This is a genomic window from Rhodococcus sp. 4CII (genome assembly GCF_014256275.1).
In the GTDB taxonomy this organism is placed as follows: domain Bacteria; phylum Actinomycetota; class Actinomycetes; order Mycobacteriales; family Mycobacteriaceae; genus Rhodococcus_F; species Rhodococcus_F wratislaviensis_A.
Genome location: NZ_JACCFE010000002.1, coordinates 2,225,901 through 2,249,676, shown reverse-complemented (window position 1 = coordinate 2,249,676; position 23,776 = coordinate 2,225,901). Strand labels below are relative to the sequence as shown.

Genomic DNA, 23,776 nt, shown 5'->3' with positions numbered 1-23,776 from the left:
CTCAGTTCCTCACTCGCGCGCCGGCGGGCGGGGTCCGCTGCGCGATCGACACGAATGCAGCGGCAGCCGGTGATCCCGGGCCGGACCGCTGGACGAGCCCGACGGGGCGGGTCAGCTTCGGTGCCAGCGACCGGATCGAGACGCCGCGCAACTGTTGCTCGGCGACCAGTCGCGGCAGGACGGTGGCCCCGGCGCCCCGCATCACCAACTCCCACGCGGCACTCGGGTGTGCGCAATCGATGACCACGTTCGCGGTGGCGCCCACGAGATCCGTGATCAGGGCGGCGTCGCTCTTGTCCCCCAGATCCTGGATCAGCGGAATGTCGCTGAGGGCCGACCGGGGCACCGGATCGGGGAGGGACTCCGCGAGGTCGCCGGGCAGGGCGAGCACCAGTTCCTGGTCGCCGATGGGAACGGACCGCAGGGCACTGAGATCGACGGACAGGTCGATCACCCCGAGTTCGGCCTCGCCGCGGCGCAGCGCGCCGAGGACGCCGGTAGGGCCGTCGCCGTCGATGACGCGCACGGTGACGTGCGGGTATTCCCGGCGGAACCGTCGCACCAGGTCGACGATCGGGTCGATCGAGAACGCCGAGTAGGTGACGACGTCGACACGGCCGGAGACGAGTTCGCGTACCGCCGCGACCTTGGCCTTGGCGCGCTCGACGTCGGCGAGGATGCGCCGGGCCGCGACGTCGAGGGTGCGCCCGTCCTCGGTCAGCTCGAGACGCCGCCCGGTGCGGTCGAACAGGGTGACACCGAGGCGACGTTCGAGAGTGCGGATGGCCTGCGACAGCGACGGTTGCGAGATGTAGAGGGACTGCGCGGCCCTGGTGATCCCGCCGTGATCGACTACCGCGACGAAGTAGGTGACGAGATGCAGGTCCACGCGGTCATCGTACGGAAGCGGCGGTGCGGGCTGTGCCGATCACGCCGCTAGCGGCCACGCCACACCGGCGGGCGCTTCTCCGCGAAGGCCCGGGCACCTTCCTGCGCGTCCTCGGAGGCGAACACCGGATCGAGGAAACGTCGCTGCGCGGTGAACGCGTCGGGATCGGTGTAGCCGACGGACATCGCGACGACCTGTTTGGTGGCCCGCACCGCGAGGGGACCGTTGGCGGCGACCCGTGCCGCCAGTTCACGAGCGGTGGCCAGGGCCTGTCCAGGCTCGGTGACCCGGTTGACGAGTCCGTGCGCGTGCGCGACCTCAGCGGTGAGGGGATCTCCGGTGATCGCCATCTCCATCGCGATCGGATACGGCAGCACCTTCGGCAGTCGCAGCAGCCCGCCCGCGGCGGCGGCGAGACCCCGCTTGACCTCGGGGATTCCGAACTTGGCGTCGCGGGCGGCGACGATCAGGTCGGCCGACAGCGCCAACTCGCAGCCGCCGGCGAGCGCCCAGCCCTCGACCGCCGCGATGAGCGGCTTCGTCGGGGGCGCCTCGGTGAGTCCGCCGAACCCGCGACCGGGCAGCGACGGCCGCTCCCCGCGCGTGAACGCCTTGAGATCCATGCCCGCACAGAAGGTTCCTCCGGCGCCGGTGAGGATCGCGATCGTCAGATCGGGCCGCGCCTCGAATTCGTCGATCGCGGCGGCGAGCGCCTTCGCGACCTCGAGGTCGACGGCGTTCTTCGCCTCCGGCCGGTTCAGGGTGATGACGGCGACGCCGTCGGCGAATTCGGTGAGAACCACGCTCATGGATGTGTTCCTTACGGGGTGGGGGCAGGGGCCGCCGCGGGTGCAGTGGTCCAGCGTTCGGGAAGGCCGCCGAGCGAGCGGATGTCGCCACGGTCGGCCAGGACGAGCAGGTGGGCGTGCGTTTCCCGGACCGCGAGCCGGAGCAACCGGTCGGACATGGAGTCGAACGGGCGCGACCACGAGATCCGCGTCGAGATCTCCCACGCCGTCGATTCGGGCTGGGCGCCCAGTGCCGCGACGATCTCCGCGAGGCGGTCCTCGTGGTGGCCCATCAGCTGCCGCGCGCGGTCTGCGATTCCCCGGAACCGGTATTCGTGGGCGGGCAGCACCTCACCGTCGGGCATCGACGTGGTGGCGTGCAACGACAGCAGATATCGGTGCAGCGGGTTCTCCAGCTCGCCGGGGACCGTGGAGATGTTGGGACTGATGCGGGGCAGCATGTGGTCGCCGCTGAACAGCAGTCCGTGCGTGTCGTCGACGAACGTCAGGTGGCCGGGGGTGTGTCCCGGTGTCCACACCGCCTTCAGGTCCCAGCCCGGCAGGTCCAGCGCGGTGCCGTCACCGAGTACGACATCCACGGCTTCGCCCGGACCCAGCCGGACGAGGTCGACGCGGGCGGCGGAGAGGATCCCGGTGGGCGCCCCGAGCTGGGCGAGCTGGATGTTCCACGTGCGTTCGTCGTCTGCGGCGTCCGCCGGTGAATGGTGGCCGAGCAGAGCGGCATCCGCGTCGTGCATGGCCAGTGCCGCGCCGCTGACCTGCCGCAGCCTGGGCGCGAGACCGAAATGGTCGGGGTGCAGATGGGTGATCGCGGCGAACCGGACGTCGGTGACGTGGTGCCCGGTCTGCGCGATGCCGTCGACGAGCGCCCGCCACGATTCCTCGGAATCCCAGCCGACATCGATCAGGGCCAGGCCGTCGGGCAGGGCGAGCGCGTAGATCAGGACGTAGCGCAACGGGTTTCGCGGCATCGGCACCGGAATCGACCACAGCCCGGGGCGGACCTGCTCGACCGGCGGCAGGACGCCGCGGGCCCAGGCCTCGCGCTGGACGGTGCCGACGTCCTCGGTGACGATCACGCGCGCACCGCCGCGTCGCGGAGTGTGTCGCGCAGTGTGCGTTTGAGAATCTTCCCGCTCGCTCCGCGCGGCAGTTCGGCGACGAAGACGATCTCCCGCGGCTTCTTGTACGACGCGAGGCGCTCCGCGGTGAAGGCGATCAACTCCTGCTCATCCGGCACGACCGCCGGATCCACGAGCCGGACGACCGCGGTCACGGACTCACCCCAGGTCCGGTGCGGCACACCGACCACCGCCACCTCGGCCACCGCCGGATGCTCGGCGAGCACCGATTCGACCTCCACGGGATACACGTTCTCGCCCCCGGTGATGATCATGTCCTTCACCCGGTCGGTGACGAACAGGTATCCCTCCTCGTCGAGGTACCCGGCATCGCCGGTCCGGAGGAACCCGTCCTGGGTGAGCAGTTGCGCGGTCTCCTCGGGCCGGTGCCAGTAGCCCGCGACGTTGTTACGGGAGCGGCACACGATCTCCCCGGACTCGCCGATCGCCAGCCGGGCCCCGGTCACCACGTCCCGGATCTCGACCTCGACACCCGGCATGGGTTTGCCGGCGGAACGCAGCAGGTGCGCGCGATGCCCGGACGGGTCGTGGTCCGGGGCGGTGAGGGCGGTGACCGACCCCGTCGTCTCCGTCATCCCGTACCGCTGCACGAATCCGCAGCCGAGGCGATCGATCGCACGCCGGAGCAGTGCGGGGGTGATCGGCGCCGAACCGTACGCGACCAGTTCGAGGCTCGACACGTCGTAACGTTCGAGGTCCGGCACGTCGAGGAGCATCTGAAGGGTCGAGGGGACCAGGAAGGCATGGGTGATCCGGTGCCGGTCGACGAGAGCGGCGACCCGCCGGGCATCGAACGCGCCGAGCAGCACCACATGGACACCGGCGGACAGGCAGGTACTGAGCCAGCCGGCGCCCGCGATGTGGAACAACGGCAGGGCGTCGAGCGCCACCGAGCCGCGCTTCCACCGGTAGATCAGCTGGCCCTCCGGCTCGTTGTGCAGGTTGCGATGGGTCGCGACCACACCCTTCGGGAAGCCGGTCGTGCCCGACGTGTAGAGCTGCAGCACCGCCGCATCGGGGTCGTCCCCGAACCCCGGGTCGGTGGCGGTGCCCGAGGCGAGCAAGCGGTCCCACGTCCACGTGCCCGCCGGCAGGACGTCCGCTTCGGGCGCGTCGACGAGCACGACGGTCAGGCCGGGGAGCGCCTCGCGGACCGCGTCGGCGGCGGCGGCGAATTCGGCTTCGACGATCAGCACGCGGAGTTCGGCGTCGACCGCGATCGCGGCGGCTTCGGCGGCGGGCAGGCGCCAGTTGAGCGGGACGAAGACGAGACCCGCCTTGGCGGCGGCCACGAACGTCTCGACCCCCTCGGTACGCATCCGCAGCAGCGCCCCGACCCGGGTGCCGCCGGATGCCAATGCCGACAGCGCGACCGCGATCCGGTTGGTCCGCCAGTCGAGCTCGGCATAGGTCAGGGTGGTGTCACCGCAGGTCACTGCCGGTGCTCCGGGCCGCTCAACGGCATGGTCACGCACGCGCTGGGGAAGATGCAGACCGCTCACATCACGCTCCTCGAGGACTGGTCGACGCCGGCGGGAACCGGGTGACGCGTCCTGCCAGTCGACCACCCGGGTGAGCGCGGAAACAAAGACACAGAGCCGAACGGACAGTGAGGAATCGCCTATGGATGCACGGCGGGACGGCGTCGCGGCGTTTGTAGACTGACGTGATGGCCGCCACCCCCGCGCTGAACCCCGAGGATGTTCAGCGTGCTGCGGCGGCACTGCACACCCCCGACATCGACGGCTGGGCGGGCCGCTTCGAGCTGCTGTCGGACGGCAACCGGCTGCGGCTTCTGCTGTGCCTGCACCACGCGCCCGACATCTGCGTCGGCGACCTCGCGGCGGCACTGGACATGACCGGGACCGCCGTCTCCCACGCCCTGCGGCTGCTCCGGAATCAGGGCTGGGTGTCGGCGACGAGGGACGGCCGTTCGATGCGGTACCGGCTGACCGACGACACCGTGCACGAACTCCTGCACACAATCGGGGCCACGCACTATCACAATCACGATCACACGGGAGCCGAACAGGAAAGGTGAATCCCGACATGGAGAACGACCCCGGACTGCTGCCGCTCGACGGCATCACCGTCGTGGCACTCGAGCAGGCCGTGGCCGCTCCGCTCGCGACCCGCCACCTCGCGGACATGGGCGCGCGGGTCATCAAGATCGAGCGCGTCGGCGAGGGCGACTTCGCCCGCAATTACGACGACGCCGTCTTCGGGCAGGCGTCGCACTTCGTGTGGCTGAACCGGGCGAAGGAGTCGTTCGGCGTCGACCTGAAGTCGGAGGTCGGGCGGGCCGCCGTCGCGGCACTGATCGCCGGCGCCGACGTCTTCGTCCAGAACCTCGCACCCGACGCCGCCGACCGGCTGGGATTCGGCGCGGAGGAATTGCGGGCGGGCAACGAAGAACTGATCGTCGTGAACATGTCGGGTTACGGGTCGGCGGGACCGCGGCGCGAACGCAAGGCGTACGACATGCTGGTGCAGGCCGAAACGGGAATGATCTCGGTGACCGGCACACCCGACACCGCCACGAAGACGGGTGTCCCGGTGTCCGACATCGCGGCGGGAATGTACGCGTTGACGTCGATTCTCAGTGCCCTCTTCCGGCGGAGCCGAACCGGGGTGGGGGCGCGGATCGACGTGTCCATGTTCGATGCGACCGCCGAGTGGCTGGGCCACCCGATGTACATGAAGATGTACGCCGACAAGCAGATTCCGCGGGTCGGGCTCGGGCACGCCGCGATCGTCCCCTACGACGCGTACCCCACCCTCGACGGGCAGATCCTCATCGGTGTGCAGAACGACCGCGGCTGGCGGCAACTGGTGACCGACGTGTTCAAACGCCCCGACCTCGCCGACCATCCCCGGTTTGCGACGAACATGCTGCGCGTGCGGCACCGGGCCGAGGTGGACGCACTCGTGGCCGAGGAAACGCAGCGTTTCACGAGCGCCGCCCTCGACGACGCTCTGTCGGACGCCGGTATCCCGGCCGCGGAACTCAACGACATGGGCGGACTGATCGAGCATCCGCAGTTGGAGCGGCGTGACCGGTGGCGCGACATCGGCACCGAGGCCGGCCCGATCAGGGCCATGCTGCCGCCGATGACGTTCTCCGACGTGGAGATGCGGATGGGTGACGTGCCCGCGCTCGGCGCGCACACCGACCGGATCCTCACCGAACTGGGCTGGTCGGCGGAGGACATCGCGCACCGGCGCGCAGAGGGCGTCGTCGGCTGAGGCACCGGACCCAGTCGGACCAGTTAGCGCACTAACTGGTCATGCATCAACTAGTCGTGGGCGAACACACCACAGCCCCGGCCCGAGTGAGGCCGGGGCTGCGGCACGCTCTTCGCTCAGGGTGTGGCGAAGAACTGCTCTACGGCCGGCTGCGCATTGGGGTTGCCCACGCCGATGCCGATGACGGCGCCCGCGATGGTGCCGACCACGGCACCGACGATGCAGCCGGCGATGAAGTTGGGGAAGATCGACACGCACCCGATGGCCATGCCCACGTTGGAACCGATCGCCATGCCCTGCAGGCCCGCGTTGTTCCAGCCGGTATTGATCTCGTTGGTCATCTTGTCGAAGGCGTCCTGCTTGGAATCGTTCTCCGGGAAGAACTGCTCGGCCACCTGGCTGTTGCCGCCGTCGGCGGTCGGGGTCATCAGCGGCTGCGACCAGTCGATTCCCTGAGGTGCAGGATCGGCGTACGCCGTTCCCGCCCCGACGGCCATCGCGGAGACGACGAGTATGGACAATGCCAGAGTCTTGAAGATTTTCATGGAATTTCCCACCATGTCGTAGGACGAACACGGCCCCCACCTGAGTGCACCGAAATCGTTGTGCGTGGACCATATTCGCTGGAAAACCGGAACGGCTACATGCATATGTGGGTGCGCGGTGATGCTCCCCGTGTGCGAACTAACCCATAGCCCTCCCGAAAATCGTTTCCGGAGTCGGACGGAACCCCTGCTACAGGGTTCCGAGGAATTCGTACACCGCCGGTGTCGCAGCGGGGTTCGCGTTGCTGATGCCCGTGACGGCGCCGATCGCTCCGCCTACCGCCGCACCGGGGAGGCACCCGCCGAGGATGAGGAAGATGCACCCGGCGACGAAGCCGATGCCTGCGCCGATCGCGGTCGCAGTTCCGCCGCCGTTGTTCCAGCCGATCTGCAGTTGCTCGACCATGTTGGCGTACGCCGAATCCCTGTCGACCGGGGTGAGTGGGAGGATGCCCGCGACAGGGGTCGTCGTGGGTGTCAGGCTCAGGAACCGGCCGGCGTCGGTGATGAGCGGATCGATCGCGAACTGCACGCCGGCGATCGAATAGCGCAGGGGGATCGTGCCCACGGGGGTTCCGGCATCGTTGACGATCTCCACGGCGGCGGCCGTCCTCGACAGGGTGAACAGTCCTGTGTCGATCACGGTGCCGACCGACCGGCCGTCGGGGCTCAGGCTGGTGTGCGAGACGACGGCCTGATCAAGTGGAGCGGGGGCGGCGTATGCGGTACCCACTCCGACACACAGGGTGGCGATCAGCAGCGCCGCAAGCGCTGTCACTCTATGCAGTTTCATGGTGTTTCCCATGCGTAGTAGCGGATGACAAACGACAAATCTGGTTCGACCTGGCGCTCCACAGTTGCCCCGACCGGCGAAAGCGTCCGTAACCTGCCTACTGCAGACATCTTCCCCCTTCGGACGCCCCAGTTTTCGGCCTTTTCGCAAAATACGTACGTATCGGGCTATCGGCCCAGTATTTACACCGTGAGTCGGTAGAACCGCCAGAACCCGAAATCCTCAATGGGCAGCACGTCCATCGATCCGAAACCGGCCGCCTCGGCGTAGCCGCGCAATGTGCTCGGGCGCATCACCGTTCCGGTGCCGGCACTGGGCGTGTGGTTCATGCCGTCCGGAAGGCACACGGTGAGACTGAATCCGTACATCAGCCGTTCGAGGTCGCTACCGGGGGCGGAGAACTCGTCGTCCACCGCCTCGTCCATCACGATCATCGCGCCGCCCGGGGCCAGCGCGCTGCGGACCGCGGACAGCACCTCGACCGGTGCGGGCATGTCGTGGATGCACTCGAACGCGAAGGCCGCGGTGCAACTGCCCTCGGGAATTCCCGCCGCGTCCGACTCGGTGATCGTGATCCGATCGGCGACATCCGGTCTGCCGCCCACATTGGACCTCGCGAGTTCGACGGTCGCGGTGTCGATGTCGTAGCCGTGGAGCCGCGCATCCGGGTAGGCGCGCGCGAGCGCGATCGTCGACCAGGCGCCACCGCATCCGACGTCGGCGATGGTGGCCCCAGGTGTCCGCAGCAGCGCATCCACCTCGGGAACCGACGCCAGCGCGCCGGGAAGAACCTGCTCGTACCACGGCCGATTCATATCGGCCTGCGACTCACGGGCATCCGCGCCGAACTGCGCCCATCCCACGCCGCCGCCCGTCCGATACGCCTCGAGCAGCGCGGGCATCTGCGTGGTCGCCGCGACGAAGATCCGCGCGAGTGGCGCAAGATAGAGCAGACTCTGCTCGTCCGTGAGCACTTCGGCGGCACCGGCCGGCAGCGTGAATGTCCGCGGCTCCGACGTGTCCACCGTGAGAAGTCCCGACACGGCCTGCTGTTCGAGCCACTCCCGCGCATACCGCGGATGAGTGGAGGTGCGTTTCGCCAGTTCGTCCGCCGTCGCAGGCCCCTCCGACTTCAGGCTGCGGTACCAGCCGAGGCGGTCTCCCAGATGGACCGCGAGGAGGTCGATCGCGCCGAGCGACGCGTCGAAGAGGCGCTGAGAGACGGCTTCGGCGTCGGCGTCGGGTGTGGACATCGCAGACCTCCGATGGGAGTGCGGGGCGAAGCTCTGTCTCCCCATCGTGAGCTACCGCGTCGGCGGTGTCACGGATCGTTCGCGCGGCGAATGAGGGTCCGCCGTGGGAAGCCGGAAACCCCACGGCAACTCGAGGCGGTGGGCGGCGAGCAGAGCGGGATCGCCCAGCAGTTCGAGAATCGGACCGTCGGCCACCAGGCGTCCCTCGTCGAGGATCACAGCGCGCGTGCACAACTGGGCCGCGTACGGAAGGTCGTGGGTGACCAGCAGGTGCGTGGTGTCGATACCCAGCAGGACCTCGGCCAGTTCGCGTCGTGCGACGGGATCGAGGTTGCTCGACGGTTCGTCCAGCACGAGAACGTCCGGGACGCACGCCAGGACGGTCGCCAGTGCGACCCGGCGTCGCTGGCCCACCGAGAGGTGCGCCGGATTGCGATCGGCGTGCGCGGTCATGTCGACGGCGACCAGCGCGTCGCGCACCCGGTCGTCGAGCGCGGTCCCGGTGACCCCGAAATTGACCGGACCGAACGCGACATCCTGCGCGACTGTGGGCATGAACAACTGGTCGTCGGGGTCTTGGAAGACGATGCCGACCCGGCGCCGGACCTCACGCACCGCGTCCCGGCCGGTGTCCTGCGACAGCCCGACACCGCCCACGGTGACGCGTCCTTCCGTGGCCGTCAGAATGCCGTTGAGATGCAACATCAGCGTGGTCTTCCCGGCCCCGTTCGGACCGAGGACGGCCACCCGTTCACCAGGTTCGACGGTGAGGTCGATCCCCTCGAGCGCTACCCGGCCGTCCGGATACGCGAACGAGACACCCTCGAGATGCACGGCCGCGATCATCGGAGCACCCATGCGGTGAGACAGATCGCCACCGCGCCGGCGGCAGGAGCGAGGCCGCGTCGCCACGTCGAAGCGGTCGCCGGGGGCGCCCCGATCGTCGGGACCGAACCCGTGAAACCCCGCGACAGCATCGCCAGGTGCACGCGCTCGCCGCGTTCGTAGGATCGCACGAACACCCCGCCGACACCCCGGGCGGTCGCGCCGATCTGCCGGAACGTGCGGGGATCGTCGCCGCGGGACAGCCGGGCGGTGCGCATCCGCTCGACCTCGGCGGTGAGCAGATCCAGGTAACGCAGCATCAGGACGACGATCGTGGTGAGCATCGCGGGCACGCGGAGCCGCGCCAGACCCAGCGGCAGGTCACGGGCCGGAGTCGTCGCGGCGAGTGTCAGCGAGACGAGCACACCGAGTGTGCCCTTGGCCAGAATGCCCCATGCCGCGTACAGGCCGGGGACCGACAGCGACAGTCCGAGTGCGGTGACGCGCGCGCCGCCCTCGGCGAACGGCAACAGCACCGCGAGTGTCACGAACGGCAATTCGATCAGCATCCGCGGCGCGATCCAGCCGGGGGAGACGCCGGCGATCCGCCACAGCACGATCAGAATCGCCAGGTACGCGGCGAACGCCCAGAACACCTCGCGGGGCGTCGCGACCACCGCGAACACAAACGCGACCGCACACGCGATCTTGACCTCGGCGGGCAGTCGGTGAACGGGGGAGGCGCCGTCGAGGTACAGCGGATGGGCGTGACCGGCTCCCACGGTCAGGGGCTCGTTCGGTTCCGCCGTGCGCGGGCGAGGAGCCGGAACAGGCCACCCGCGACGGCGAACGTCGCGGTCACCCCGATCACGCCGGCGATCCCGGTGAGGTGCGACCGCCCGCCCACCGTGTAGTCGGCGAGGGGCGACTCGGACAGGTGGTGGGTGGACGCGTTCCGGGCGATGCAGTCGCCCGTAAGCGCCTGACCGGTGTCGGTCTCCACGGTCTGGCACCCACGCGTCGTCGCCGCGTCCAGGCCGTCCGGACTCGCACTGGCGAGGTACGAGACGGCCCCGGCGATGATCAGCGCCACCAGTGCGAAGCCGATCAGGAAGCGGCGCAGGGAGATCATGTCCGCACCTCCGCTCGCCGGGGTGCCGTCCGCAGCAGGTACACGAGGTCGGGTCGCGCCTTCGCGACGGCGGTCACGGTGACGGCGGTGATGAGGCCCTCCCCGACGCCGATCAGCACGTGCGCCCCGAGCATGTAGGCCGCGACTGCGCCCAGCGATGTCGAGCCGGTGGACGCGGCCTGACCACCGATCGCGTACTCCAGTACGAAGCCCGTCGACGCGGCGACGGTTCCGCAGAGCGCGGCGGCGAACGCGAGGCCGCCGAGGAGGCGGAAGTCGATCCGCCCCCGGAGGATGACGAGCGGACGCAGCACCAGAGCGACGCCGTAGCCGGCGACCACCCCGATGATCGCCATGTTGGTGACGTTCGCTCCCAGGGCCGTCAGTCCGCCGTCGGCGAACAGCAGGGCCTGCACGATCAGCACGATCGAGACGCACAGCATGCCCGTGTACGGGCCGACGAGGATCGCGGCGAGCGCGCCGCCGAGGAGGTGCCCGCTCACACCGGGGAGGATCGGGAAGTTGACCATCTGGACCGCGAAGATGAACGCCGCGACGAGGCCTGCCATCGGTGCGGTGCGTTCGTCGAGTTCCGCCCGGGCCCGCCACGCGGCCACCGACAGTCCCAGTACCGCGACGACGACGAACAGCAGCGAGGTCGGCGCGTTGATCAATCCGTCGCTCATGTGCATCGCCACGGGTTCCACGACGCCTCCTCGGCAGGCAGCTGTCCTTCGGAGTCTAGTTTCTCGTATGAACACTTGAACAGGTGTTCACGGGTGAGACTTTCAGTGCCAGCTGTGGTCGACGAGCGGCGTGCGGGCACCGAACTTGGGTTTGACGGCCTGCCCACTGACCTCGAGCAGTCGCACCGCCCGATGGCGGTGGGGCCGGAGCGGAGCCAGATACTCCACCATCCCGGCATCGTCGAGGGGCGTGCCGAGCAACGACCATCCCACCATCGCCGCCAGGTGATAGTCGCCGACGGACAGCGCGTCGGGGTCGCCGAGCGCGCGCTGGGACACCTCCGCGGCGGTCCAGATCCCGACACCCGGCACGGACATCAGCCGACGGTTCGCCTCCTCGCGGGGGAGGTCGACGATCTTCTCGAGCCGGTCGGCGACCTGCGCGCAGCGGACGATCGTGCGGGATCGGGCGGGGTCCACGTTGGCGCGATGGAACTCCCACGACGGAACCCGCCGCCACACGTCCGCGGTCGGGGGCAGCCGCATCCCGTCGGGAGCGGGACCGGGGGCGGGCTCGCCGAACTTCCACACGAGACGCCGCCACGACGCGAACGCGGCGATGCCGTGCACCCGCTGCTCGAGGATCGCGGGCACGAGCGCCTCCAGCACCCGGTCGGTGCGGCCCAGTCGCAGATGCGGGAACCGGCGGTGCGCTTCGACGAGGATCGGATGATCGGGGGCGAAGTCCTCGCATTCGTCGTGGTCGCCGACGAGGCGGCCGAGCCCGGCGGCCAACTCGCGGGCGCCGTCACCCCAGGCCTGGCATCGCACCGTGTGCCGATCGGTCTGGGTGAGGCGATACGTGACGGGGCCCGACTTCTGCATCGACGTCCGCCAGATCGAGCCGTCGGCGGCCCGCCGGTGGCAGGGGTCGCCCCTGCCCCGCTGCAGGGGCTGCACCGTCATCGCGACGTCCAGGGGACGCCGCGCGGTCACGGTGGTCTCGACCACCTCGAGCGAAGCCGTCATCGAGTGCAGCGTATTCGACCGTGAGGGCGACCGCTCCCGGCGGCTGTCGGAGCGCGCACGTAAAGTCCCAGCCATGATCATCGTGAGTACCGACGGATCCTGCCTCCGCAACCCCGGTGGGGCCATCGGCTGGGCATGGGTCAATCACGAGGGTCCCAGCCAGTCGGGTGGCGAGCCCTCCGGGACCAATCAGATCGCCGAGCTGCGCGCGCTGCTCGAAGCGATCACCGCGCATCCCGGGGCCGATCCGCTCCTCATCGAGTCCGATTCCCAGTACGCCATCAAGTGCGCGTCGGAGTGGCTGCCCGGATGGAAGCGCAAGGGCTGGAAGACGGCGGCCGGTGCGCCCGTCAAGAACCTCGCTCTGGTGCAGTCCATCGACCGCGCGATCAACGAACGCTCCGGGCCCGTGCGGTTCCGCTGGGTGCGCGGGCACGTCGGCAACCACTACAACGAGATGGCCGACGTCCTCGCCGGGGAGGCGGCCCGGGCCGTCGCATCCGGTGCGGCCGTGCCTGCGCCCGTTCCCGCGCCGGCTCCGGCAACGGTCGCGCCGTCCACGCCCGAGACCGAGGACGCGTTCACGCTGTTCTGAGTCCGTCCCTGTCGTCATCGATGTCATCTGCCGGTGTTCCGTGTTCGGGACCGTGTCGAGGAGAAATTGGTTGAGCGAGGATCTGCGAGTACGGGAATTCTGGCGTGGGCTGGGTCTGCCCGGCATCATCGATGTCCACACCCATTTCATGCCCGCGAACGTGATGGAGAAGGTGTGGAGGTATTTCGACGCCGTCGGTCCCTTCACCGGGCGGGAATGGCCCATCCACTATCGCCACGAAGAGGACGTCCGCGTCGAACATCTCCGCGGGTTCGGCGTCCGCCGGTTCACGTCGATGATCTACCCGCACAAGCCGGACATGGCGGTGTGGCTCAATCAGTGGTCCGTCGAATTCGCGCAGCAGACCCCCGACTGCCTGCGGACGTCCACGTTCTTCCCCGAGGAGTCCGCGGCCGGGTACGTCGCCGAGGCGATCGAGTCGGGCACCCGCGTCTTCAAGTCCCACATCCAGGTCGGGCAGTACTCGCCCAACGATCCGCTCCTCGACTCCGTGTGGGGTGTGCTGCAGGAGTCGGGGGTCCCGATCGTGATCCACTGCGGGTCGGGGCCGGCACCCGGCACGTACACGGGCCCCGAACCCATCGCCGAGTTGCTGTCGCGATACCCGAGGCTGCACCTGATCATCGCCCACATGGGTTTGCCGGAGTATCGCGAATTCCTGGACCTGGCCGCGCAGTTCCCCAATGTGTACCTCGACACGACGATGGCGTTCACGGACTACGCCGAAGCGGCCACTCCGTTTCCCCGCGACCAGATCCACCGGCTGACGGATCTGCAGGACCGGATCGTGTTCGGCAGCGACTTCCCGAACATCCCGTACCCGTACCTGGACGCGCTCGAGGGGCTCACCCGCTTCGACCTCGGTGAGGCGTGGCTGCGGGCGGTCTGCCACGACAACGCGGCACGGTTGTTCGCGATCGACTGATCGCCCGGGGTCACGACAGGTCGCGGAACGTCATCACGAAGCCGGCCATCGCCGCGAGGACGGCCAGGACGTAGATCGGTACCTGCACCCAGACGGGTGCGGTGCGGTTCACGATCATCGCCGCCGCCATCGCGACGACGATGAGCACCACACCGTAGAACGGGGTGCGCTGCGGGTGGTCGCCTCGTGCCATGCGTACCAGTGTGCACCGCGTCCGGGTGCTACCCGACCGCCTCGGGGACCCGCGTCTGCGCGACCCACCGGCCGCGATTGCGGGTGATCTCGATGGGGTGGTCGAAGCATTCGCTGATATGTGCGGTGGTGAGGACGTCCGCGACGTCACCCTGCGCGATCACCCGGCCGTCGCGGATGAGGACGGCATGCGTCGTGGTGGTGGGGATTTCCTCGAGGTGGTGGGTGACGAGGATGCTGGCGAGGGCCGGGTACGTTGCGCGCAGTTCGTCGAGTGCGGTGAGGAGTTGTTCTCGCGCAGCCAGATCGAGGCCGGTGGCGGGCTCGTCGAGCAGGAGGAGTTGCGGCTCCGCCATCAGGGCGCGGGCGATCAGGGCACGACCTCGTTCGCCCTGGGACAGGTTGGGCCACAGGGCGTCCGCGTGTTTCTGCATGCCGAGGGAGACGATCAGCTCGTCGGCGCGGGCGATCTGCTTCGCGGACGGCGACCACCGCGGCACGAAATCTGGCGTGTTGGTGAGGCCGGTGAGCACGACGTCGCGCACCGTCAGCGGCGCGTCGATCCGGTATCGCGGATTCACGTGCCCGATATGGGCGCGCAACTCGCGCATGTCGACCCGGCCCAGCTGGTGGCCGAGCACGTGGACGGTTCCGCGCGTCGGGTGCGCGACCGCGCCGAGCATGCTCAGCATCGTGCTCTTGCCTGCACCGTTCGCGCCGAGCAGCACCCAGTGCTGTCCGCGTTCGATGCGCAGGCTGATGTCGCTGAGCAGATACCGTCCGCTCCGCACGAGGTCGACGTGCTCGATGCTGACGACCGAATCCGGGGTGGTCACTGATTTCCGCCTTTCCGCAGAATCGACATGGTCGGGTCGAGGTTGGCGGCGGTGGCGGCGACGGCCGCGTCGGCGTCGCCGGCTTCCAGTGCGCGCACCAGATCGTCATGGGCGCAGCTGGTGTCGGGCCGTCCCGGTTCGTGTTCGACGAGTTCGGCCAGTGCGTCGACGAGGAGCGGCCGGATCGAGTCGAACAGGGCGGACAGGATCGAGTTGCCGGCGATCTCCAGGATCGCGGCGTGGAAGTCGAGGTCTGCTGCGACGAACACGGCGGTCGATGCGGTGGTGCTGTCGTGCCGGGTGGACAGCTGTTCTCGCAGCCGCCGGAGGTCCTCGGGGCGCGCGCGTTCCGCGGCGAGCCGGGCGGCCTCGATCTCGAGGGCGCGCCGCACCTCGTACACCTCGAGCAGGCGGGCGCGGCGCAGCAGCTTCCCGAGGCCCGCACCGCTCGCGGGGGGCGCAGCGACGAACGTGCCGACGCCGTGCCGCACGTCGAGCAGGCCGTCGCGGGCGAGCAGTCGCACGGCCTCGCGCACGGACGACCGGCCGACGCCCAGTTCGGTGGCCAGTTCGGCCTCGCTGGGGATGCGGCTACCGAGCGTCCACTCGCCGTCCCGGATCCGGGCGGTGAGGAGTTCCTCGAGCTGGGGGACCAGCGGTCCGCTGCGGAGGGTGGGATGTCCGACCATGGGGCGACGCTAACACAGTCCTCAGACGTCTGAGGACTGGCCCGGGGCATAGGGTGAATCGGCAAGGACCACCGCAGCAGAGGAGAGGTGCACCATGGCAGTCGCCACCGCAGACCGTGTCACACGGGAACAGTTGCTCGACTTCGTCCGGCCCCGACATCGCGTCGTCCTGATCACCCGGAAGCGCTCCGGAGGCCTGCAGATCTCCCCGGTCACGGCGGGACTCGACCAGGAGGGGCGGATCGTCGTCGCCACCTACCCGCAGCGCGCCAAGGCCGCGAACGTGCGACACGACCCCGCCGTGAGCGTGTGCGTGCTCTCCGACGAGTTCAACGGCGCCTATGTGCAGATCGACGGCACCGCCGAGGTGCTGGACATGCCCGATGCACTCGAACCGCTGGTGGAGTACTTCCGCGGCATCTCCGGTGAGCACCCCGACTGGGACGAGTACCGCGACGCCATGCGGAAGCAGAACAAGAGCCTCATCCGGATCACCATCGACGAATGGGGACCCATCGCGACCGGTGGCTTCCCGCCGGACGCCGATCGCGGATAGGCCCCCCGTCGACTACTCGACCGCGCCCGCGTTCCGGAGTTGCGCGATGCCCGGCGCGTCGTAGCCGGCCTGCGCGAGGATCGCATCGGTGTCCTGCCCCGGCCGCGGGGCCGGCCGGGGCACGGGCGCCGGGGTGCGGCTGAAGCGCGGCGCCGGCGCGGGCTGGCGGATGCCGCCCACGTCGACGAACGTCTCCCGCTGCCGGTTGTGGGGATGTTCGTGCGCTTCCCACGGCGACAGGACGGGCGACACGCACGCGTCGGAATCCGCGAAGAGAGCGGCCCATTCGTCCCGCGGCCGCGTCGCGAACACCTCGGCGAGGCGTTTCTTCAGGTCCGGTGCCGCGTCGAGGTCGTACTGCAACGGCAGATCCTCGCCGCTCAACCCCAGCACGTCGAGGAGTTCACCATAGAAGTGCGGTTCGACGCACCCCACCGCCACGTGCAGGCCGTCGGCGCACTCGTAGGTGTCGTAGAACGCGGCGGCCCCGTCGAGGACATTCTGCCCGCGACCTTCCTGCCACAGGCCGGCGGCGTTCATGCCGTGGACGAACGCAGTCAGTAGCGCCGCGCCGTCGACCATCGACGCGTCCACCACCTGTCCGCGGCCCGACCGGGACCGCTCGTGCAGCGCGGCCAGGATCCCCATCGTCAACATCAGTCCGCCACCGCCGAAGTCGCCCAGCAGGTTCAGCGGCGGCACCGGCCGCTCGCCGGCGCGCCCGATGGGTTCGAGCGCGCCCGCGAGCGCGATGTAGTTGATGTCGTGCCCGGCGCGCGGGGCGAGCGGTCCGTCCTGGCCCCACCCGGTCATGCGCCCGTAAACCAGACCGGGGTTGCGGGACAGACAGTCGTCGGGTCCGATGCCCAGACGTTCCGCGACGCCGGGACGGAAGCCCTCGACGAGGATATCGGCGCCCTCGACGAGCCGCAGGACGGCCTCGAGGCCCTCCGCTGTCCGGAGATTCACGGCGATCGACCGCCGCCCGCGGTCCAGCACCCCGGAGGGCGCCATCAGCCCGGTGCCGCCGTCGCCGGCCCGTTCCACGCGGATCACGTCCGCGCCCAGATCGGCGAGGATCATGCACCCGAACGGGGCGGGTGCGAGGCTTGCGATCTCGACGACGGTGAGCCCGCTCAGCGGCCCGCCGGTCACGACACCCCCTGCGCGTCGCGCGGCAGTCCGAGCATGCGTTCGCCGATCACGTTGAGCTGCACCTCGGTGGTGCCGCCGTAGATGGTGGTGGCACGCCCGGCGATCAACTGTTCCATTGCCTTGTCGCTCGGCTCACCCGCAATGCTCACGGCACCCGCCGCCCCCAGTTCCGCGACGACGAACTCGGCGATCGACTGCCCGAGCCCCATACCGAGCAGCTTCCCGACACTCGACGTGGTGCTCACGTCGGCCCCCGACAGTTGCTTCAGCACGATGCGGGAGCCGATCAAATCGACGGCCTGGCTCTCGGCGACCAGTTCGCCGACGCGGAAGCGCGCCAGCGGTCCGAGTTCCCGGCCGCGCGCGAATTGCAGCAGATCCTTGTCGGTGGCATAGGCCTCCATCTTCTGGCTCAGCGCGACCCGCTCACCGGCGAGGGTCGTGCGGGCCACGTTCCAGCCGTCGTTCACGTTTCCGACCACGTTCTCGTCGGGGATGAACACGTCGTCGAGGAAGACCTCGTTGAACAGGGCGGACCCGGTCATCTCGCGCAGCGGCCGCACGGTCACGCCCGGCGTCGACATGTCCAGTACGAAATACGTGATGCCCTCGTGTTTCGGTTTGGCCGGGTCGGTGCGGGCGATCAGCATGGCCCAGTCGGAGAACTGTGCGACCGTGGTCCAGATCTTCTGCCCGGTCACCTTCCAGCCACCGTCGACCTTCTCGGCCTTCGTCGTCAACGACGCGAGGTCGGAACCGGCTCCCGGCTCGCTGAACAGCTGGCACCACACCAGATCGCCCCGCAGGGTGGGGACGGCCAGATCCCGTTTCTGCGCGTCGGTGCCGTGGGCGACGACGGCCTGCACCGCCCAGCCGCCCATCAGCAGCTGAGGCATCGAAATACCCGCCGCCCTGATCTCCTGGGCGATGACGATCTGCTCGAGCGGGGATGCGCTGCGCCCATAGGGTTTCGGAAGGTGCGGCTGCACCCAGCCGCCGTCGCCGAGCGCGATCAGCTGGTCGTCCTCGTCGAGGCCCACCAGCGGGGCGAGTTCCGCCCGCACGGCGGTGCGGATCGCCTCGGCCTCGTCCGGCAGTTCCAGCTCGGACGTGCGCGCGGTGCCGGCGAGCGACTGCTCGGCCACGCGGGTGGCCCGCTCCTCCCGGGTGCCGAGGAGCCCCCGGATAGACAGGGCCCGGCGGTAGTACAGGTGCGCGTCGTGCTCCCAGGTGAATCCGATGCCGCCGTGGACCTGGATGCAGTCCTGCGCGCACTGCACCGCGGCGTCGGGAACGACGACAGCGGCGATGTCCGCGGCGAAATCGGCGGTGTCGTCGCTGTTGTCGAGGGCGGAGGCGGCGTCCCACAGCACCGCGCGCGCCTTCTCCAGCGCGATGCCCATGTGGGCGCACTTGTGCTTGACACCCTGGAACTGGCCGATCGGACGCCCGAACTGCACCCGGGTCTTCGCGTATTCGGCTGCGGTGGAGACGCACCAGGACATCACGCCGAGCGCCTCCGCGCCGAGAATGACCGTGGCCACGGACCGGACGCGCCGCTCGGTGAGCCCGTCGAGGATCCGGTCGGCTCCCACCTGAACGTCGGTGGCGGTGATTCGCGCCGAACCGCGGAGCACGTCGATGCTGTCCTGCACGGTAACGGTGACGTCCGCGGAATCGACGACGGCCCAGCGGATGTCGTCGCCGACGCTGATCGGGATCAGCACGGTGTCGGCGTGTTCGCCGCCGAGCACGGCGTCCGCGACACCGGTGACACGGTACCCGCCGTCCCGCGGCGACGCCCCGAGTGACTGGCCCAACGCGACTGCGGCGGTGCGTGATCCGTCGAGGAGACCGGGTAGCAGTTCGATTCCGACCTTGGAATCCGCGGCCGCCACGAGGGCGGCGGACAATGCGGTCGGGACGAGGGGGCCCGGGGCCGCCGTCCGCCCCAAGGCCTCGAGCGCCACCGCCAGCGTGAGGAGCCCGGCGCCGTGACCGCCCTTGTCCTCGGGGATGTGCAGCCCGAGCAGGTCCTGCCGCACGAGTGCATCCCAGAACGGCGGGAACTTGTCCTCGCTCGGAGAATCGACCGCGGACCGGACGAGATCGGGGGTGATGGTGCGTTCGGCGAATGCGCGGACCGAGTCGGCGAGGGCCCGGTGTTCCTCGGTGAGCCCGAGCCCGAGTTCGTACGTGTTCTTGGCCATGTCGGTGCCCTTCAGCCGAGGCGGTCGGCGAGGTCGGCGACGGTCCACGGGCCGTCGCTCTCGATGGTCGTGACGTCGTGCCAGCCGGCGAGTTCGGAGATGGCCCCGCCCTGCACGGCGAACACCTTGCCGGTGATCTTGCAGTTCGCGTCGGCGAGACGTGCGACGAGCGGGGAGATGTTGGCGGGGCTGAACGCGTCGAACTCGCCCTCCGGCACCTCCTCGGCGAACAGTGCGCCCATGCCCGGGGTGGCCAGCGTCAGCCGGGTGCGGGCGATCGGGGCGATCGCGTTGACCCGGACGCCGTAGCGTTCGAGTTCGTCCGCGGCGACCAGGGTGAGCGCGGCGATGCCCGCTTTCGCGGCGCCGTAGTTGCCCTGTCCCGCGTTGGGCATGAACGTCCCCGACGCAGACGCGGTGTTGACGACGGACGCGTTGACGGTCGCACCCGCTTTGGTCTGTGCCTTCCAGTACGCGGCCGCGTGGTGGAGGGTGGCGGCGTGGCCCTTGAGGTGCACGGCGATGACGGCGTCCCACTGGCTTTCGGTCATGCCCGCGATGAAGGCGTCCCGCAGGATGCCCGCGTTGTTGACGAGGACGTCGAGTCGCCCGAACTCGTTCACCGCCTGGGCGACGAGCCCTTCGGCGCCGTCCCAGGACGCGACGTTGTCGGTGTTCGCGATCGCCCTGCCGCCCGCGGCGACGATCTCGTCGACCACCTGCTGCGCCGGGCCCGCGTCCGCCCCGGTGCCGTCGTTCGCACCGCCGAGGTCGTTGACCACCACGGCAGCGCCCTCACGTGCGAAGAGCAGAGCATGCTCCCGGCCGATTCCGCGTCCGGCGCCGGTGACGATGGCCACCCGTCCGTCGAGTGTTCCCATGTGCGTGCTCCTAGGTTTCTGTGTCCGCGATGACGGCGAGGCCGTCCTTGATGACGAGTTCGTCGCCGACGGTGGTCTCGTAGGCGTACGACGTCGCTCCGCCGGTGGACTCGCCGATCTGCCGGAACTGCGTGGCGATGTCCTGGCCGGGCAGGACGGGTTTCGCGAACCGCACCGCGAGGCGGCGGAGTCGGTCGACCCGGCCGTCGGCGAGCTCGGTGAGCGCCGCCCACGACGTGAACGCCATGGTGCACAGGCCGTGGTTGATGATTCCGGGAAGTCCCGACATGCGGGCGATCTCGTCGTCCAGGTGGATCGGCATCGGATCGCCGGAGGCGGGCGAGTACCGGAACGTCTGGTCGTCGTCGATGTGCTGGGTCAGCGCCGCGACCGCGGCCTGTCCGCGCAGGGACTCGTCGAACCGGTGGGCGGGTGCCTGCTCGCCGAGACCGGCTCCCGCGTCGACCTTTCGGAAGAATGCGGTCATCCACTGCTCGTTGACCAGTTCGCCCTCGTCCGTGGTGGTTTCGACGTAGACGACGACGGTCGATCCGTTCGCGCGACCCTCGAAGCCGATCGGCTTCGCGCGGACCACGAGGGTGTCGCCGGGCCGGATCGGACGGTGGAAGTGGAAATCCTGCTCGCCGTGCACGAGTTTCATGAGCAGTTCGACCGGGGCCACGGACAGTGCGGCCGGTGCCATCGACGTGAACGCGGGGACCACCGCGAACACCGGCGGTGCGACTTCGCCGGCGAGGTGGCGTTCGATGGGATCGTTGGTGGCCGCGGCGTAGTCGGCGATCCGCTCGGCGGTGACGTCGAACCGTTGCGGATCGGTCCACTCACCGAGGCCGTTCGTGTCGAATTCGACTGTGGGGGTGGTCATGCGGATCAGCCCACCATGTCGGCGAATCCGGCGAGGGAGGCCTCCAGATCCGCCTTCGCGTTCTTGGCGACGGCCTTGCCGATGGGGCCGACGATCATCGTGCCGGTGAAACTGGCGTCGATGATCGCCTTGGAACCGGAGCCGTCGGGCTCGACTTTCAGGGTGAACTCGACCGTCACCCCGGCCATGCCGGTGCCGGAGATCTTCACCCTCTCCGGCACCTCCACCTCGGTGACGGTCCACTCGATCTTGTTGGCCATGCCCATCACGGAGACGACCTCGGTGAACTTCGATCCGAGGGCGACCTCGGCGGGGATCTCGCTCTTCCAGGACTGGTGGATGGTGAGCCACTCCTCCCAGCGGGACAGGTTGGACAGGGCGTCCCACGCCTTGTCGGGGGAGGCGGGCAGGGACGCTTCGACGGAAACGGAAGCCATGGTGTACTCCTGGTGCTCGGGGTGAAAGGGATAGGGAGAGAGAAGGATCAGAGTGCGCGGTAGGCGGTGACGACGACGGCGCCGCCGAGGCCGATGTTGTGCTGGAGGGCGACCGTGGCCCCGTCGACCTGACGCCGGTCGGCCGTGCCCCGGAGTTGCCAGGTGAGTTCGCTGCACTGGGCGAGCCCGGTGGCGCCGAGCGGGTGTCCCTTGGAGATGAGGCCGCCGGACGGATTGACCACCCAGCGCCCGCCGTACGTGGTGTCGTCGTTGTCGACGAGTTTGCCGCCCTCGCCCTCGCCGCAGAGGCCGAGAGCCTCGTAGGTCAGCAGTTCGTTGGTGGAGAAGCAGTCGTGGAGTTCGATGACGTCGACGTCGTCCGGTCCGATGCCCGCCTGTTCGTATACCCGGGCCGCGGCCGTGCGGGTCATGTCGGCGCCGACGAGGCTGATCGCGCTCCGGTCGTCGAACGTGCTGGGGAGGTCGGTGACCATGGACTGGCCGACGATCTCCACGGCCTGCCCGGCGAGGTCGTGCTCGTCGACGAACTTCTCGCTCACCACGACCACGGCACCGGAGCCGTCCGAGGTGGGGGAGCACTGCAGTTTGGTGAGCGGCCCGTAGATCGGCTTCGAGCCGAGGATCTCGTCGAGCGTGTACTCGTCCTGGAACTGGGCGTACGGGTTGTTCTGTGAGTGACGGTGGTTCTTCACGCCGATCTTGGCGAACTGCTCCGCCGTCGTCCCGAAGCGTTCCATGTGTTCCTTGCCCGCGGCGCCGAACATGTACGGAGCGGGCGGCATCGCGAACTCCTGAAGTTCGGCGAGCGCGAGGAGGTGGCGCATCATCGGCTGTTCCCGGTCGTCGTACGTGGACCCGAGCGAACCGGCCTGCATCTTCTCGAAGCCCAGCGCCAGCGCGCAGTCCACCTGACCGCTGCGGACCGCCTGCGTGGCGAGGAACAGAGCGGTCGAACCCGTCGAACAGTTGTTGTTGACGTTCACGATCGGAATGCCGGTGAGGCCGAGTTCGTAGACGGCGCGCTGCCCCGACGTCGACTCGCCGTACACGTATCCGACGTACGCCTGCTCGACCAGTCCGTACCCGATCCCGGCGTCCTCGAGTGCCCGGCTGCCTGCCTCGCGCGCCATGTCGGGGTAGTCCCACTCCCGTGCGCCCGGCTTCTCGAATTTCGTCATCCCGACGCCGACGACGAACACCCTGTTACCCATTGCGGCTCCCTGGCTCGGAAAAATGTGTGTGTGACACCCTGTCTCATCAAAGTAAGTGAGACAGACTGTCCAGTCAATAGTCGGATGGGTAACGTATGGCTGATGCTGGACAAAGTGGAAACCGCCGCGTCGCCGCTGGGCGACGGCCGCGCCACGCGTTGGGAGGACCACAAGGCGGAGCGCCGAACCCGGATTCTCGAAGCCGCGATGGACGCCATCAACGAGGACGGCCCCGACGTGGGTGTCCAGCAGATCGCCAACCGCGCCGACGTGCCGCGGTCGGTGGTCTACCGGATCTTCGCCGACCGCGGCGATCTCGACGAGCAGTTGCGTGCCCGCATCATCGAGCGGCTGATGGCCGACCTGGCGCCCACGCTGACGCCGGAGGGAACCGTGCGTGAGGCGATCGCGCGCGCGGTCGAGACGTACCTTCGGTGGATCGTCGAATATCCTCGCCTCCACCAATTCCTCGGCACCGGATCCCCGAGCAGGCGCACGACGGGGTCGCGGGTGGTGACGGGAACGAAGACCGCGATCGCCCTCCAGTTGTCCGGTCTGCTCGCGACGGTCCTCGACGCGGTGGCCGGCAATTCGGATCTGGCGGAGTCGTTGGCCTTCGGGTTGGTCGGACTGGTGGACGCGAGCGTCAACCGGTGGCTGAGCAACCCGCAGTCGGCGCTCGGCAGCGACGAACTGGCCGAGTTCCTCGAGGTGTCGATCTGGCAAGTGCTGCACGGAAATCTGGCGCGGATCGGCGTCGCGATCGACCTGTCGACCCCGGTGTCGGAACTGCAGTAGTCCGCGGGGCATGG

The 23,776-nt window shown here is 69.1% G+C and carries 27 protein-coding genes; 6 read left to right on the top strand and 21 right to left on the bottom strand.

What is annotated here, in order from left to right; all coding sequences use genetic code 11:
- Position 1: 1 nt before the first annotated feature.
- The 4 genes from H0B43_RS10995 to H0B43_RS10980 are packed head-to-tail and all read right to left on the bottom strand — an operon-like array spanning position 2 to position 4,342.
- Positions 2–889, bottom strand: a complete 888-nt coding sequence (locus tag H0B43_RS10995; RefSeq protein WP_185727862.1) for a LysR family transcriptional regulator — start codon at positions 887–889, stop codon at positions 2–4.
- A 47-nt stretch (positions 890–936) separates the two neighbouring features.
- Positions 937–1,698: a crotonase/enoyl-CoA hydratase family protein gene (locus H0B43_RS10990; protein ID WP_185727863.1), complete on the bottom strand. Its 762-nt coding sequence runs from the start codon at positions 1,696–1,698 to the stop codon at positions 937–939.
- A gap of 11 nt (positions 1,699–1,709) precedes the next feature.
- The gene (locus H0B43_RS10985) at positions 1,710–2,777 is read right to left on the bottom strand and encodes an MBL fold metallo-hydrolase (protein WP_185727864.1); all 1,068 of its coding nucleotides are present in this window, start codon (positions 2,775–2,777) and stop codon (positions 1,710–1,712) included.
- Complete coding sequence (locus H0B43_RS10980) at positions 2,774–4,342, bottom strand: long-chain-fatty-acid--CoA ligase (protein ID WP_185727865.1); 1,569 nt, start codon at positions 4,340–4,342, stop codon at positions 2,774–2,776. Before H0B43_RS10980 ends, H0B43_RS10985 begins: the two co-directional genes overlap by 4 nt.
- Positions 4,343–4,509: 167 nt before the next feature.
- Between H0B43_RS10980 and H0B43_RS10975 the strand changes: the two genes are divergently transcribed.
- Positions 4,510–4,881, top strand: a complete 372-nt coding sequence (locus tag H0B43_RS10975) for a helix-turn-helix transcriptional regulator (protein ID WP_185727866.1) — start codon at positions 4,510–4,512, stop codon at positions 4,879–4,881.
- Positions 4,882–4,889: 8 nt separating this feature from the next.
- Entirely contained in the window at positions 4,890–6,086 is a 1,197-nt protein-coding gene (locus tag H0B43_RS10970) for a CaiB/BaiF CoA-transferase family protein (RefSeq protein WP_185727867.1), read from the top strand.
- 116 nt (positions 6,087–6,202) lie between these two features.
- Here H0B43_RS10970 and H0B43_RS10965 read toward each other — a convergent pair whose 3' ends face one another.
- The 8 genes from H0B43_RS10965 to H0B43_RS10930 form a co-directional block, all read right to left on the bottom strand.
- A complete protein-coding gene (locus tag H0B43_RS10965; RefSeq protein ID WP_185727868.1) occupies positions 6,203–6,631 on the bottom strand; it encodes a hypothetical protein in 429 nt (142 codons plus the stop codon).
- A 190-nt stretch (positions 6,632–6,821) separates the two neighbouring features.
- A complete protein-coding gene (locus H0B43_RS10960) occupies positions 6,822–7,424 on the bottom strand; it encodes a hypothetical protein (protein ID WP_185727869.1) in 603 nt (200 codons plus the stop codon).
- Between the two features lie 182 nt (positions 7,425–7,606).
- A complete protein-coding gene (locus H0B43_RS10955; protein ID WP_185727870.1) occupies positions 7,607–8,677 on the bottom strand; it encodes a class I SAM-dependent methyltransferase in 1,071 nt (356 codons plus the stop codon).
- Positions 8,678–8,728: 51 nt separating this feature from the next.
- Positions 8,729–9,535, bottom strand: coding sequence for an energy-coupling factor ABC transporter ATP-binding protein (locus tag H0B43_RS10950; RefSeq protein ID WP_185727871.1), 807 nt, complete (start codon positions 9,533–9,535; stop codon positions 8,729–8,731).
- Entirely contained in the window at positions 9,520–10,284 is a 765-nt protein-coding gene (cbiQ, locus tag H0B43_RS10945) for a cobalt ECF transporter T component CbiQ (protein WP_185727872.1), read from the bottom strand. Before cbiQ ends, H0B43_RS10950 begins: the two co-directional genes overlap by 16 nt.
- A gap of 2 nt (positions 10,285–10,286) precedes the next feature.
- Positions 10,287–10,634, bottom strand: coding sequence for a PDGLE domain-containing protein (locus H0B43_RS10940; RefSeq protein ID WP_185727873.1), 348 nt, complete (start codon positions 10,632–10,634; stop codon positions 10,287–10,289).
- Entirely contained in the window at positions 10,631–11,326 is a 696-nt protein-coding gene (locus H0B43_RS10935; protein WP_185730018.1) for an energy-coupling factor ABC transporter permease, read from the bottom strand. Before H0B43_RS10935 ends, H0B43_RS10940 begins: the two co-directional genes overlap by 4 nt.
- A 96-nt stretch (positions 11,327–11,422) precedes the next feature.
- The gene (locus tag H0B43_RS10930; RefSeq protein ID WP_185727874.1) at positions 11,423–12,349 is read right to left on the bottom strand and encodes a DNA-3-methyladenine glycosylase; all 927 of its coding nucleotides are present in this window, start codon (positions 12,347–12,349) and stop codon (positions 11,423–11,425) included.
- Positions 12,350–12,422: 73 nt separating this feature from the next.
- Here H0B43_RS10930 and H0B43_RS10925 point away from each other — a divergent pair, with 73 nt between their 5' ends.
- Together H0B43_RS10925 and H0B43_RS10920 are read left to right on the top strand one after the other, a co-directional pair.
- Complete coding sequence (locus H0B43_RS10925) at positions 12,423–12,944, top strand: ribonuclease H (protein ID WP_185727875.1); 522 nt, start codon at positions 12,423–12,425, stop codon at positions 12,942–12,944.
- Positions 12,945–13,014: 70 nt separating this feature from the next.
- Positions 13,015–13,890 carry an amidohydrolase family protein gene (locus tag H0B43_RS10920; protein ID WP_185727876.1) on the top strand — a complete coding sequence of 292 codons (876 nt, stop codon included), beginning with the start codon at positions 13,015–13,017 and terminating at the stop codon, positions 13,888–13,890.
- A gap of 10 nt (positions 13,891–13,900) precedes the next feature.
- On the opposite strand, the gene H0B43_RS10915 is transcribed toward H0B43_RS10920, so the two are convergent.
- Genes H0B43_RS10915 through H0B43_RS10905 form a run of 3 tightly spaced genes read right to left on the bottom strand, consistent with a single transcriptional unit; the run spans position 13,901 to position 15,607 of the window.
- A complete protein-coding gene (locus H0B43_RS10915; protein ID WP_185727877.1) occupies positions 13,901–14,083 on the bottom strand; it encodes a hypothetical protein in 183 nt (60 codons plus the stop codon).
- Between the two features lie 28 nt (positions 14,084–14,111).
- Entirely contained in the window at positions 14,112–14,918 is an 807-nt protein-coding gene (locus H0B43_RS10910; RefSeq protein WP_185727878.1) for an ATP-binding cassette domain-containing protein, read from the bottom strand.
- Positions 14,915–15,607 (bottom strand): FadR/GntR family transcriptional regulator, encoded by a 693-nt coding sequence (locus H0B43_RS10905; protein WP_185727879.1) that lies wholly within the window; start codon positions 15,605–15,607, stop codon positions 14,915–14,917. Before H0B43_RS10905 ends, H0B43_RS10910 begins: the two co-directional genes overlap by 4 nt.
- A gap of 94 nt (positions 15,608–15,701) precedes the next feature.
- Between H0B43_RS10905 and H0B43_RS10900 the strand changes: the two genes are divergently transcribed.
- Entirely contained in the window at positions 15,702–16,163 is a 462-nt protein-coding gene (locus H0B43_RS10900) for a PPOX class F420-dependent oxidoreductase (protein WP_185727880.1), read from the top strand.
- Between the two features lie 12 nt (positions 16,164–16,175).
- Here H0B43_RS10900 and H0B43_RS10895 read toward each other — a convergent pair whose 3' ends face one another.
- The 6 genes from H0B43_RS10895 to H0B43_RS10870 are packed head-to-tail and all read right to left on the bottom strand — an operon-like array spanning position 16,176 to position 22,964.
- Positions 16,176–17,318 (bottom strand): CaiB/BaiF CoA-transferase family protein, encoded by a 1,143-nt coding sequence (locus tag H0B43_RS10895; protein ID WP_185727881.1) that lies wholly within the window; start codon positions 17,316–17,318, stop codon positions 16,176–16,178.
- Positions 17,315–19,528 (bottom strand): acyl-CoA dehydrogenase, encoded by a 2,214-nt coding sequence (locus H0B43_RS10890; RefSeq protein ID WP_185727882.1) that lies wholly within the window; start codon positions 19,526–19,528, stop codon positions 17,315–17,317. Before H0B43_RS10890 ends, H0B43_RS10895 begins: the two co-directional genes overlap by 4 nt.
- 11 nt (positions 19,529–19,539) lie before the next feature.
- Positions 19,540–20,409: an SDR family oxidoreductase gene (locus H0B43_RS10885; RefSeq protein ID WP_185727883.1), complete on the bottom strand. Its 870-nt coding sequence runs from the start codon at positions 20,407–20,409 to the stop codon at positions 19,540–19,542.
- A gap of 10 nt (positions 20,410–20,419) precedes the next feature.
- Complete coding sequence (locus H0B43_RS10880; RefSeq protein WP_185727884.1) at positions 20,420–21,295, bottom strand: MaoC/PaaZ C-terminal domain-containing protein; 876 nt, start codon at positions 21,293–21,295, stop codon at positions 20,420–20,422.
- 5 nt (positions 21,296–21,300) lie between these two features.
- On the bottom strand, positions 21,301–21,732 hold the full coding sequence (locus H0B43_RS10875; RefSeq protein ID WP_185727885.1) for an SRPBCC family protein: 432 nt from the start codon (positions 21,730–21,732) through the stop codon (positions 21,301–21,303).
- A 47-nt stretch (positions 21,733–21,779) separates the two neighbouring features.
- The gene (locus H0B43_RS10870; RefSeq protein ID WP_185727886.1) at positions 21,780–22,964 is read right to left on the bottom strand and encodes a lipid-transfer protein; all 1,185 of its coding nucleotides are present in this window, start codon (positions 22,962–22,964) and stop codon (positions 21,780–21,782) included.
- A 102-nt stretch (positions 22,965–23,066) separates the two neighbouring features.
- Here H0B43_RS10870 and H0B43_RS10865 point away from each other — a divergent pair, with 102 nt between their 5' ends.
- Positions 23,067–23,762, top strand: a complete 696-nt coding sequence (locus H0B43_RS10865) for a TetR/AcrR family transcriptional regulator (protein WP_185727887.1) — start codon at positions 23,067–23,069, stop codon at positions 23,760–23,762.
- The last annotated feature ends 14 nt before the right edge of the window (positions 23,763–23,776 follow it).